At 69.7% G+C, this 11,865-nt stretch carries 11 protein-coding genes; 8 read left to right on the top strand and 3 right to left on the bottom strand.

All coding sequences use genetic code 11. The features are described from left to right. Nucleotides 1-31 precede the first annotated feature (31 nt). A complete protein-coding gene (locus tag ACN9MM_RS08475) occupies nucleotides 32-1,612 on the top strand; it encodes an ABC transporter substrate-binding protein (RefSeq protein ID WP_426363039.1) in 1,581 nt (526 codons plus the stop codon). Between the two features lie 67 nt (nucleotides 1,613-1,679). On the opposite strand, the gene ACN9MM_RS08470 is transcribed toward ACN9MM_RS08475, so the two are convergent. After that, nucleotides 1,680-2,357: a response regulator gene (locus ACN9MM_RS08470; RefSeq protein ID WP_030691890.1), complete on the bottom strand. Its 678-nt coding sequence runs from the start codon at nucleotides 2,355-2,357 to the stop codon at nucleotides 1,680-1,682. A 58-nt stretch (nucleotides 2,358-2,415) separates the two neighbouring features. Then, nucleotides 2,416-3,318, bottom strand: coding sequence for a RecB family exonuclease (locus ACN9MM_RS08465; protein WP_426363038.1), 903 nt, complete (start codon nucleotides 3,316-3,318; stop codon nucleotides 2,416-2,418). Nucleotides 3,319-3,499: 181 nt separating this feature from the next. Between ACN9MM_RS08465 and ACN9MM_RS08460 the strand changes: the two genes are divergently transcribed. The 3 genes from ACN9MM_RS08460 (at nucleotide 3,500) to ACN9MM_RS08450 (ending at nucleotide 6,419) form a co-directional block, all read left to right on the top strand. Then, nucleotides 3,500-4,633 carry a site-2 protease family protein gene (locus ACN9MM_RS08460; protein ID WP_426368699.1) on the top strand — a complete coding sequence of 378 codons (1,134 nt, stop codon included), beginning with the start codon at nucleotides 3,500-3,502 and terminating at the stop codon, nucleotides 4,631-4,633. Between the two features lie 18 nt (nucleotides 4,634-4,651). Next, a complete protein-coding gene (locus ACN9MM_RS08455; RefSeq protein ID WP_015032448.1) occupies nucleotides 4,652-5,539 on the top strand; it encodes a tRNA (adenine-N1)-methyltransferase in 888 nt (295 codons plus the stop codon). A 301-nt stretch (nucleotides 5,540-5,840) separates the two neighbouring features. Further along, nucleotides 5,841-6,419, top strand: a complete 579-nt coding sequence (locus tag ACN9MM_RS08450) for a hypothetical protein (protein ID WP_426363037.1) — start codon at nucleotides 5,841-5,843, stop codon at nucleotides 6,417-6,419. Nucleotides 6,420-6,423: 4 nt separating this feature from the next. Here ACN9MM_RS08450 and ACN9MM_RS08445 read toward each other — a convergent pair whose 3' ends face one another. Further along, nucleotides 6,424-6,735: a ferredoxin gene (locus ACN9MM_RS08445; RefSeq protein WP_426363036.1), complete on the bottom strand. Its 312-nt coding sequence runs from the start codon at nucleotides 6,733-6,735 to the stop codon at nucleotides 6,424-6,426. A 240-nt stretch (nucleotides 6,736-6,975) separates the two neighbouring features. Here ACN9MM_RS08445 and arc point away from each other — a divergent pair, with 240 nt between their 5' ends. The 4 genes from arc (at nucleotide 6,976) to prcB (ending at nucleotide 11,818) form a co-directional block, all read left to right on the top strand. Then, a complete protein-coding gene (gene arc / locus ACN9MM_RS08440; RefSeq protein ID WP_382861103.1) occupies nucleotides 6,976-8,742 on the top strand; it encodes a proteasome ATPase in 1,767 nt (588 codons plus the stop codon). Between the two features lie 190 nt (nucleotides 8,743-8,932). After that, nucleotides 8,933-10,444 carry a depupylase/deamidase Dop gene (gene dop / locus ACN9MM_RS08435; protein WP_426363035.1) on the top strand — a complete coding sequence of 504 codons (1,512 nt, stop codon included), beginning with the start codon at nucleotides 8,933-8,935 and terminating at the stop codon, nucleotides 10,442-10,444. A gap of 160 nt (nucleotides 10,445-10,604) precedes the next feature. Continuing rightward, nucleotides 10,605-10,817, top strand: a complete 213-nt coding sequence (locus ACN9MM_RS08430) for a ubiquitin-like protein Pup (RefSeq protein WP_030315996.1) — start codon at nucleotides 10,605-10,607, stop codon at nucleotides 10,815-10,817. Nucleotides 10,818-10,978: 161 nt separating this feature from the next. Continuing rightward, nucleotides 10,979-11,818, top strand: a complete 840-nt coding sequence (gene prcB / locus ACN9MM_RS08425) for a proteasome subunit beta (RefSeq protein WP_382861097.1) — start codon at nucleotides 10,979-10,981, stop codon at nucleotides 11,816-11,818. The last annotated feature ends 47 nt before the right edge of the window (nucleotides 11,819-11,865 follow it).

Raw genomic sequence — 11,865 nt, 5'->3', positions numbered from 1 at the left:
CGGCCTGACAAGAGATCAAGAGGCAAGTTCTGTGAAGGCACACAACAAGTGGCTGACGGCTCCGCTCGCCGCAGGCCTGTCCGCCGCCCTCCTCAGCGGCTGCGGCACCGAGCAGGGCGGCTCCGGGGGCTCCGGAGGCGGCATACGCGTCGGCATGTCCGACGAGATCCTCGCCACCGACCCGGCGGCCGGCTACGACCCCGGCTCCTGGCTGTTGTTCAACAACGTCTTCCAGTCCCTCCTCGCCTTCCCCAAGGGTGGCTCCGAGCCCGAGCCCGAGGCCGCCGAGGAGTGCGAGTTCTCCACGGGCAGCAAGGTCTATACCTGCACCCTGCGCGACGGCCTCACCTTCTCCAACGGCAACAAGCTCACCTCCGAGGACGTCAAGTTCTCCTTCGAGCGCGCCCTCAAGATCGCCGACCCCGCCGGCCCGGCGCCGCTGCTCTCCACCATCGACACCATCGAGACCCCGGACGAGCGGACCGTCGTCTTCCGCCTGAAGGTCCCGGACGCCACCTTCCCCAGCAAGATCGCCTCCGGCGCCGGCTCCATCGTCGACCACCGGGACTACCCCGCCGACGCGCTCCGCACCGACGGCAAGGCCACCGGCTCCGGCCCGTACAAGCTGGACTCCTTCAGCGACACCGAGGCCACCTTCTCCGCCAACGCCGGCTACAAGGGCAACGCCAAGCCCAAGAACGGCGCCGTCACCCTCAAGCTCTACCGCGGCGACCGCTCCGCCCTCTCCAAGGCCCTCACCGACGGCGACATCGACGTGGCCTACCGAGGCCTCTCCGCCGACGACATCGCCGCCCTCGAGAACTCCGCCACCACGGCCGACAAGGGCATCGAGGTCGTCCAGGGCAGCAGCGCCGAGGTCCAGCACCTCGTCTTCAACATGAACGACCCGGTCGTCGGCAAGCTCGGTGTCCGCAAGGCCATCGCGCACCTCGTCGACCGCGAGGCCCTCGTCGAGAACGTCTACAAGTCGACGGCCACGCCGCTCTACTCGATCGTCCCGGCCGGCATCGCCGGACACAACACCGCCTTCTACGACACCTACGGCGTCCCCGACAAGGCCAAGGCGGAGAAGGCCCTCCGCGCCGCCGGCATCACCGACAAGGTCAAGCTCACCCTCTGGTCCACGCCCAGCCGCTACGGCCCGGCCACCGACCAGGAGCTCAAGGCCATCGCCGAGCAGCTCAACGCGAGCGGCCTGTTCGACGCCGACGTCAAGTCCGTCGCCTACGACCAGTACGAGAAGGACATCGCCGCCGGCAAGTACGGCGTCTACGTCAAGGGCTGGGTCCCCGACTACCCCGACGCCGACAACTTCACCGGCCCCTTCTTCGGCGAGGGCAACGTCCTCGGCAACCACTACGACAACCGCACCATCACCGGCAGCCTCCTCCCGAAGACCGCCGCCGCGGCCGACCGCGCCGCCACCAGCGACGAGTACGGCCGCCTCCAGGACCTCGTCGCCGAGGAACTCCCGCTCCTGCCGCTCTGGCAGGGCAAGCAGTACGCCGTCGCCCGCGACGACGTCACCGGCCTCGAATGGACCCTCGACGCCTCGACCGTCTTCCGCTTCTGGGAGATCCGCAAGGGCTGACACCCCGACCACGCACGAGGGCCCGGTACGCACCACGCGCACCGGGCCCTCGTCGTCGTCCCCGCTCCTACTGGCCGCCGGCCCCCGGCCGCACCAGACCGCTCTCGTACGCGTACACCGCGGCCTGCACCCGGTCCCGCAGGCCCAGCTTCGTCAGCACATGACCCACATGGGTCTTCACCGTCGTCTCGCTGACGAACAGGTCCGCCGCGATCTCCGCGTTCGACAGACCCCGCGCCACCAGCTTCAGCACCTCCACCTCACGGTCGGTCAAGGTGTTCAGCGTGTCCGGGACCTGCTCCTCGCCCGTCGGCAGATGCGCCGAGTACTTGTCGAGCAGCCGGCGCGTGATCGACGGCGCCAGCATCGCCTCGCCCGCCGCCACCACGCGGATCGCCTGCACCAGCTCGTTCGCCGGGGCGTCCTTGAGGAGGAAGCCGCTCGCCCCCGCCCGCAGCGCCTCCACCACGTACTCGTCCAGATCGAACGTCGTCAGGACCAGTACCTTCGCCGGACCGTCGCGCCCGGGCCCCGTGATCTGCCGCGTCGCCTCCACCCCGTCCATCCGCGGCATCCGGATGTCCATCAGGACCACGTCCGGCTGCAGCGCGCGCACCTGCTCCTGCGCCTGCAGACCGTCCCCGGCCTCACCCACCACCGCGATGTCCTGCTCCGCCTCCAGAATCATCCGGAAGCCGGTCCGCAGCAGCGGCTGATCGTCGACCAACAGGACGCGGATGGTCACAAGGGCTCCTTCACGGTGCTGAGCTCACACGAGAGGCCCGCCAGGATGCGGGCCGTGCTCAGGAAGACGGCTGGGCCGGGTCCATTCTGCCCTGCCCGGATTCACCCGACTCCGGCGGGCGCGCGGAAACGATCTTCAGCGGATACACCGGGGGAGTCCCCCCGAACTCCGGACAGACCGCCTGATGATCACACCAGCCGCACAGCTTCGTCGGCCGCGGCCGCCAGTCACCCGACTCCGTCGCCAGCCGGATCGCGTCCCACAGCGCGTGCAGCTTCCGCTCCACCCGCAGCAGATCCGCCTCCACCGGGTCGTACGTCAGCACCTCCCCGCTGCCCAGGTACACCAGCTGCAGCCGCCGCGGGATCACCCCCTTCAGCCGCCACACCACCAGCGCGTAGAACGTCATCTGGAACAGCGCGCCGTCCCGGTACTCGGGCCGCGGCGCCTTCCCCGTCTTGTAGTCGACGATCCGCACCTCGCCCGAGGGCGCCACGTCCACCCGGTCGATCACCCCACGCAGCCGCAGACCCGAATCCAGCTCCGTCTCCACGAAGAGCTCGCGCTCCGCCGGCTCCAGACGCGTCGGATCCTCCAGCGTGAACCACCGCTCGACCAGCGCCTCCGCCTCGCCCAGCCAGCCCGCCAGGCGCTCCCCGTCCGGATCCTCCGCGAACAGCTCGCCCAGCTCCGGCTTCGACTCCAGCAGCCGGTCCCACTGGCCCGGAACCATCGACCGCGCCCGCGGCGCCGTCCGCTCCGCCGCCGGATCGTCGAAGAGCCGCTCCAGAACCGCGTGCACCAGCGTCCCCCGCGTCGCCGCCGCACTCGGCTTCTCCGGCAGCCGGTCGATCACCCGGAACCGGTACAGCAGCGGACACTGCATGAAATCGCTCGCCCGCGACGGCGACAACGACATGGGCGCCCGCGGCTCCAGCGGCACCTGCTCGCTCGTACTCATGACGAAGACCCTACGACCCGCCACCGACAACCAGCGGCATACCATCGACCTGGGACCCCGTCGCACTGCATGATCGAACCGTGACGCACCGACGCGGGGTCACACCACGCGACGAGAGGAACCCGTGAACCAGGACGAGCCCAAGCCGCAGCGGACCGAGGAGCCCGGCGGCGGGATCCTCATGGGACGGCCCTTCGGCGTGCCCGTCTACGTCGCCCCCAGCTGGTTCCTCGTCGCCGCCCTCATCACCTGGGTCTTCGGCGACCAGATCGACCGCGTCCTGCCCGAGCTCGGCGCCGCCCGCTACCTCGTCTCCCTCTTCTTCGCCGTCGCCTTCTACGCCTCCGTGCTCGTCCACGAACTGGCCCACACCATCGCCGCGCTCCGCTTCAAACTCCCGGTGCGCCGCATCCAGCTCCAGTTCTTCGGCGGCGTCTCCGAGATCGAGAAGGAGACCGAGACCCCCGGCCGCGAATTCGTCCTCGCCTTCGTCGGCCCCCTGCTCTCCCTCGTCCTCGCCGGCGTCTTCTACCTCTCCCTCTACGCCGTCGAACCCGGCACCGTCCCCGGCGTCCTCCTCGCCGGCCTGATGATCTCCAACCTGATCGTCGCGATCTTCAACCTGCTCCCCGGCCTCCCCCTCGACGGCGGCCGCATGCTCCGCGCCGTCGTCTGGAAGATCACCGGCAAGCCCATGAGCGGCACCGTCGCCGCCGCCTGGGTCGGCCGCGCCCTCGCCGTCCTCGTCCTCGTCGGCCTGCCCCTGCTCACCCGCACCGGCCTCCTCGGCAACTCCACCGACGACATCGGCGGCTTCGAGACCGTCACCGACGCCCTCCTCGCCGCGATCCTCGCCGCGATCATCTGGACCGGCGCCGGCAACAGCCTCCGCATGGCCCGCCTCCGCGAGCACCTCCCCGAGCTCCGCGCCCGCGCCCTCACCCGACGCGCCATCCCCGTCGAACCCGCCACACCGCTCTCCGAGGCGCTCCGCCGCGCCAACGAGGCCGGCGCCCGCGCGCTCGTCGTCGTCGACGCCGCCGGCGAACCCACCGGCATCGTCCGCGAGGCCGCCATCGCCGCCGTACCCCAGCACCGCCGCCCCTGGGTCGCCGTCAGCACCCTCGCCCAGGACCTCACCGACGGCATGCGCGTCCCCGCCGAACTCACCGGCCAGCCCCTCCTCGACCACCTCCGCGCCAGCCCCGCCACCGAGTACCTCGTCGTCGAGGAGTCCGGCGAGATCTACGGGGTCCTCGCCACCACCGACGTCGAGCGCGCCTTCGTCCAGGCCATGGCACGACCGTCCGCGTAACCCCGGTACTCTGGTCACATGTCCGAACCGACCGGTGCCGCCCGCCGACGCGGGCCCTTCAAGGTCGGGGACCAGGTTCAGCTGACCGACCCCAAGGGCCGTCACTACACGTTCACGCTCGAAGAGGGAAAGAACTTCCACACCCACAAGGGTTCTTTCCCGCACGACGAACTGATCGGCGCCCCCGAGGGCAGCGTTGTCCGTACCACCGGAAACGTCGCCTACCTCGCGCTGCGCCCCCTGCTCCCCGACTACGTCCTGTCCATGCCCCGCGGCGCAGCCGTGGTCTACCCCAAGGACGCGGGGCAGATCCTGGCCTTCGCCGACATCTTCCCCGGCGCCCGCGTCGTGGAAGCCGGAGTGGGCTCGGGATCGCTGAGCAGCTTCCTCCTGCGCGCCATCGGAGACAGCGGCATGCTGCACTCCTACGAGCGCCGCGAGGACTTCGCCGAGATCGCGAAGGGCAACGTCGAGCGCTACTTCGGCGGACCCCACCCCGCGTGGCAGCTGACCGTCGGCGACCTTCAGGACAACCTGTCCGACACCGACGTCGACCGCGTCATCCTGGACATGCTCGCGCCCTGGGAGTGCCTGGAGGCCGTCTCCAAGGCCCTGGTCCCCGGCGGCATCCTCTGCTGCTACGTGGCGACCACCACCCAGCTCGCCCGCACCGTGGAGTCCATCCGCGAGTTCGGCTGCTACGCCGAGCCGCAGCCGTGGGAGTCCATGATCCGCAACTGGCACGTCGAGGGCCTCGCCGTCCGCCCCGATCACCGCATGATCGGCCACACCGGCTTCCTCGTCACCGCCCGTCGCCTCGCGGACGGGGTCGAGCCCCCGATGCGCCGCCGCCGCCCAGCCAAGGGCGCCTACGGCGAGGACTACGAGGGCCCCAACAAGGGCTGACGTCCCGACATTCACAGCGCGCCGCCGCCGAGTTCCCCGCCCACGCGGGAGAACTGGGCGGCGGCGCCCTCATGTTCGCCTCGCCGTGCGCCGGAGACGGGCCGACCCCCGGTCGCGGACGGAGCGACCGTCGCCGAGGGCGGAGTGACCGTCACCGAGGACGGAGCGACCCCGGGCCGAGGGCGGAGTGACCGTCGGCCGAGGGCGGAGCGACCGTCGCCGACCCACCTGTTCCGTCCCCCTGTGACGTGTGGCACGATGCCGGGAACCCCGCCGCACCACCCCACAGGAGACGTCGCGCGTGCAGCCCTCCGCCGCCCCGGACCTCGCGGACCTCGCCCACACCCACGCCCGGTCGGCCCACTGGCTGGCCACCGCCACCGCGACCGCCGCGGTCGTCGCCCTCGCCGGACTGCTCCAGCCCGGCCCCGCCGGAGCCTCCGCGGCCCCGGCCGCCGCACCCCGCCCGGCACCCGCCCCCGAGGCCGCCGGAGCCGACTACCCCCTGGACTGCGGGGGAGGACCCCGTACCGTCGCAGAGCGGGCCACCGGAGACCTCGACGGCGACGGGAACCCCGAGACCGTTGCGGTCGTGCACTGCGAAGCCGGCTCCGGCACACCGCCGAGCGGCGTCTACGTCCTCACCCGGAGCAAGGAGAGCGGCACCCCCGCGCGCGTCGTCGCGACGCTCGTCGCACCCGACGAGCACCGGAGCGTCACGGAGCTCGCCGTACGCGGCGGGGCCGTGCGCGCCACCCTCCTCGGCTACTCGTCCCCCGACGTGCCCAGCTGCTGCCCCGACGAGAAGGAGCAGGTCAGCTGGCACTGGCAGAGCGGCGCCTTCGTCCGCGCCGGCCAGGCCGACGCACGCGGCGCCTGATCCGTCACTCGGCGTCGGGGCCGTACACCTCGACCTTGTCCGCGACCCGGCGCACGTGGATGCAGTCGCCCGGGCACTCCTTCGCGGAGTCCACCACGTCCTGCAGCAGCGGCAGCGGCACCGGCGTGGTGGCCCCCGCGTCCTGAAGGAGCTCGTCGTCGCCGCTCTTCACATAAGCGAGCCCGTCGATGTCGAGCTCGAAGACCTCGGGAGCGTACTCCGCGCAGATCCCGTCCCCGGTGCACAGGTCCTGGTCGATCCAGACCTCGAGCGCCTCCTCGGCACCCGCCGCCGGGTCCTCATGCTGCACGGTCATATCTCCTGCCGTTTCTGCTTCGCGCGATAAGTCGGGCCACCTCTGACGGGTGTTGACCAAAGACGACGATACAACCGCCCGCTTTCAGACGGTGAAGGGTGGGTATTCCCCTGGCGAGAGGGGAAGCGCAAGGGTGAAGATCGGACACACCCCAGAGTCTTTTTGATCTAGGGGTTTCAATCACCACCCACGCAGGTAGGGTCAGGAAGCGTCCAGCTCCCCTTGGAGGAGGTGAGGACCGTGGCAGCCCACGACGACGACATCAACCGCGGCATCCGGCCGGGGCGGGGGTCTGAAGACCCCGCCGGTCAGGTTGCCTATCTCGAGCAGGAAATCGCCGTCCTGCGCCGCAAGCTCGCCGACTCTCCGCGCCACACGAGGATTCTCGAAGAGCGGATCGTCGAGCTGCAGACCAACCTGGCCGGCGTGTCCGCGCAGAACGAACGTCTGGCGAACACGCTCCGTGAGGCCCGCGACCAGATCGTGGCTCTCAAGGAGGAGGTCGACCGGCTCGCACAGCCGCCGGCCGGCTTCGGTGTCTTCCTGCAGGCCAACGAGGACGGCACGTGCGACATCTTCACCGGGGGCCGCAAGCTCCGGGTGAACGTCAGCCCGAGCATCGAGCTCGAAGAGCTCAAGCGCGGCCAGGAAGTCATGCTCAACGAAGCGCTCAACGTGGTCGAGGCCATGGAGTTCGAGCGCGCCGGGGACATCGTCACCCTCAAGGAGATCCTCGAGGACGGCGAGCGCGCCCTGGTGGTGGGGCACACCGACGAGGAGCGGGTGGTGAGGCTCGCCGAGCCTCTGCTGGACGTCACCATCCGCGCCGGCGACGCCCTGCTGCTCGACTCCAGGTCCGGCTACGTCTACGAGGTGGTCCCCAAGAGCGAGGTCGAGGAGCTCGTCCTCGAAGAGGTCCCGGACGTCGACTACGACAAGATCGGCGGTCTGGGCAACCAGATCGAGCTGATCCGCGACGCGGTCGAGCTTCCGTACCTCTACCCGGACCTCTTCAAGGAGCACGAACTGCGGCCGCCCAAGGGCATCCTGCTCTACGGCCCGCCCGGCTGCGGCAAGACGCTGATCGCGAAGGCCGTGGCCAACTCCCTGGCCAAGAAGGTCGCCGAGGTGACCGGCCAGCCCGCGGGGAAGTCCTACTTCCTCAACATCAAGGGCCCCGAGCTCCTCAACAAGTACGTCGGCGAGACCGAGCGGCACATCCGCCTCGTCTTCCAGCGTGCCCGGGAGAAGGCGAGCGAGGGCACCCCCGTCATCGTCTTCTTCGACGAGATGGAATCCCTCTTCCGCACCCGCGGCTCCGGTGTCAGCTCGGACGTGGAGAACACCATCGTCCCGCAGCTGCTCGCCGAGATCGACGGCGTGGAGGGCCTGGAGAACGTCATCGTCATCGGCGCCTCCAACCGCGAGGACATGATCGACCCCGCGATCCTGCGGCCCGGCCGGCTCGACGTCAAGATCAAGATCGAGCGTCCGGACGCGGAGGCGGCGAAGGACATCTTCGCGAAGTACCTCACGGCCACCCTGCCGCTCCACTCGGACGACATCTCCGAGCACAGCGGCTCGAAGGCCGCCGCCGCCCACGGAATGATCCAGTCCGTCGTCGAGCAGATGTACGCCGAATCCGAGGAGAACCGCTTCCTCGAAGTCACGTACGCGAACGGCGACAAGGAAGTCCTCTACTTCAAGGACTTCAACTCCGGCGCGATGATCCAGAACATCGTCGACCGGGCCAAGAAGATGGCCATCAAGGCCTTCCTCGACCACAACCAGAAGGGCATCCGGGTCTCCCACCTCCTCCAGGCGTGCGTGGACGAGTTCAAGGAGAACGAGGACCTGCCCAACACCACCAACCCCGACGACTGGGCCCGGATCTCCGGAAAGAAGGGCGAGCGGATCGTCTTCATCCGCACGCTCGTCACCGGAAAGCAGGGCGCGGACACCGGACGCTCCATCGACACGGTGGCCAATACCGGTCAGTACCTGTAAAACGCCCACCGGCTGCGGATGTCCGGAAACCGGGCATCCGCAGCCGACGCATTCCATCCAGCATTTCCCCCGGCATCACAGGGAAACAGGGAAATACTGCAACTGATCTCCCCACCAGCGCGGAGCCGCTCTAGGCTCATCGGTACCGCCGAGTCGCGCACAGTGAGCGCCGCCGGGCAAGGAGGGCCGCATGACCGTACGGCGAGTAATGGGCATCGAGACGGAGTACGGGATCTCCGTCCCCGGACACCCGAACGCCAATGCCATGCTCACCTCGTCCCAGATCGTCAACGCCTACGCGGCGGCGATGCACCGGGCGCGCCGCGCCCGCTGGGACTTCGAGGAGGAGAACCCGCTGCGGGACGCCCGCGGCTTCGACCTCGCCCGCGAGGCCGCCGACTCCAGCCAGCTCACCGACGAGGACATCGGTCTGGCCAACGTGATCCTCACCAACGGGGCCCGCCTCTACGTGGACCACGCCCACCCCGAGTACAGCGCTCCCGAGGTCACCAACCCGCGGGACGCCGTCCTCTGGGACAAGGCCGGCGAACGGATCATGGCGGAGGCGGCCGAGCGCGCCGCACAGCTCCCCGGAGCCCAGCCCATCCACCTCTACAAGAACAACACCGACAACAAGGGCGCCTCCTACGGCACGCACGAGAACTACCTGATGAAGCGGGAGACCCCCTTCTCGGACATCGTGCGGCACCTCACCCCCTTCTTCGTCTCCCGCCAGGTCGTCACCGGCGCGGGACGGGTCGGCATCGGCCAGGACGGGCGCGAGAACGGCTTCCAGCTCAGCCAGCGCGCCGACTACTTCGAGGTCGAGGTGGGCCTGGAGACCACCCTCAAGCGGCCCATCATCAACACCCGGGACGAGCCGCACGCCGACGCCGAGAAGTACCGCCGCCTGCACGTGATCATCGGCGACGCGAACCTCTCGGAGATCTCCACCTACCTCAAGCTCGGCACCACCGCCCTCGTCCTCTCGATGATCGAGGACGGCTTCATCACGGTCGACCTCGCCGTCGACCAGCCGGTCCGGACCCTGCACCAGGTCTCGCACGACCCGACGCTCCAGTACCTGATCACGCTCCGCAGCGGCCGGACACTGACCGCGGTCCAGCTCCAGATGGAGTACTTCGAGCTGGCCAGGAAGTACGTGGAGGAGCGCTACGGCTCGGACGCGGACGAGCAGACCATGGACGTCCTCACGCGCTGGGAGGACACCCTCGGCCGGCTCGAGACCGACCCGATGAGCCTCGCCGGCGAGCTGGACTGGGTCGCCAAGCGGGAGCTCATGGAGGGCTACCGGCGCCGCGACGGCCTGGACTGGGACGCGGCCCGGCTGCACCTGGTGGACCTCCAGTACGCGGACGTACGCCCCGAGAAGGGCCTCTACAACCGCCTGGTGGCCCGCGGGCGCATGAAGCGGCTCCTGGACGAGGACGAGGTGGTGCGGGCCGAGACGGCGCCTCCGGAGGACACCCGGGCCTACTTCCGGGGCCGCTGCCTGGAGCAGTACGCCGACGACGTCGCCGCGGCCTCCTGGGACTCGGTGATCTTCGACCTGCCCGGCCGGGACTCGCTCCAGCGCGTCCCGACCCTGGAGCCGCTGCGCGGCACCAAGGCCCACGTGAAATCGCTCCTGGACCGCTGCCGGACCGCGGAGGAACTGGTCCGCGTGCTGTCGGGCGGCTGAACCGGGGGCCCGGTACGGGCCTGAAATACCCCGGCGCTGGGAATCATGGAATCAGTGCCCGGGCGTTGTGGAAACTGCGGGGCCGAAGTCAGACCCGACCTATAGGGTCTGATCTTGTACGGACTCAACCGAGCGGGCCGATTCGAGCGGGGTGAGGGATATGGCGACCAAGGACACCGGCGGCGGACAGCAGAAGGCGACGCGATCCACGGAGGAGGTCGAGGAGACCACCACGGAGGCGAGCTCCGACCTCCAGGAACGCCAGGAGAAGCTGAGCGACGACGTGGACTCCGTCCTGGACGAGATCGACGACGTACTCGAGGAGAACGCGGAGGACTTCGTCCGAAGCTTCGTCCAGAAGGGCGGCGAGTAGCCGCCTCACGCGCCTGTCGTCCTCCGTCCCCGGAGCCCCGGAGAAAGCCGTGGGTCCGGGGACGGATGACAAGCGGTGGCACGGGTAAGGTCCGTGCACAGTAAGCAAGATCGGCTCGCGCTCCCCACGGCAGGCCGACTCTCCCACCCGGAAGGAATCGCGTGGAAGCCAACCCTCGTAGCACCGGGCGTCTGCCGGCGGCCTTCCTGACGCCGGGCTCGTCCTCCTTCATGGACTTCCTGGCCGATCACTCGCCCGACCTGCTCCCGGGGAACCGGAAGCTGCCGGAGGGGATCGTCGAGGCGCCGCACGGCACCACCATCGTGGCCGCCACGTTCCCCGGCGGTGTCGTGCTCGCCGGTGACCGGCGGGCGACCATGGGGAACATGATCGCGCAGCGGGACATCGAGAAGGTGTTCCCGGCGGACGAGTACTCGGCCGTCGGCATCGCCGGCACCGCCGGTCTCGCCGTGGAGATGGTCAAGCTGTTCCAGCTGGAGCTGGAGCACTTCGAGAAGGTGGAGGGCGCGACGCTCTCCCTGGAGGGCAAGGCGAACCGCCTCTCCACCATGATCCGGGGCAACCTCGGCATGGCCATGCAGGGGCTCGCCGTCGTTCCGCTCTTCGCGGGCTGGGACGAGGGCAAGGAGAAGGGCCGGATCTTCTCGTACGACGTGACCGGCGGCCGCTCCGAGGAGCACGGTTTCGCCGCCACCGGCTCCGGCTCGATCTTCGCGCGCGGGTCGATGAAGAAGCTGTACCGCGCCGACCTGACCGAGGAGCAGGCCACCACACTGGTGGTGCAGGCGCTGTACGACGCGGCGGACGACGACTCGGCGACCGGCGGTCCCGACATGGCCCGCCGGATCTTCCCGATCGTCACCGTCATCACCGAAGAGGGCTTCCGCAGGCTCAGCGAGGCCGAGTCCTCCGGCCTGGCCCGGTCGGTCACCGAGCGGCGCCTGGAGCAGCCCGACGGGCCGCGCGCCGCCCTGCTCTGACCGTTCGTCGCCCGTAGAAGCCCTTCAGACCGGAAGAAAGGGACGGT

Source organism: Streptomyces sp. E-08 (assembly GCF_049913095.1).
Taxonomy (GTDB): domain Bacteria; phylum Actinomycetota; class Actinomycetes; order Streptomycetales; family Streptomycetaceae; genus Streptomyces.
Note: the sequence above shows the minus strand (reverse complement) of the source record. Positions and strands in the feature narration are given on the sequence as shown.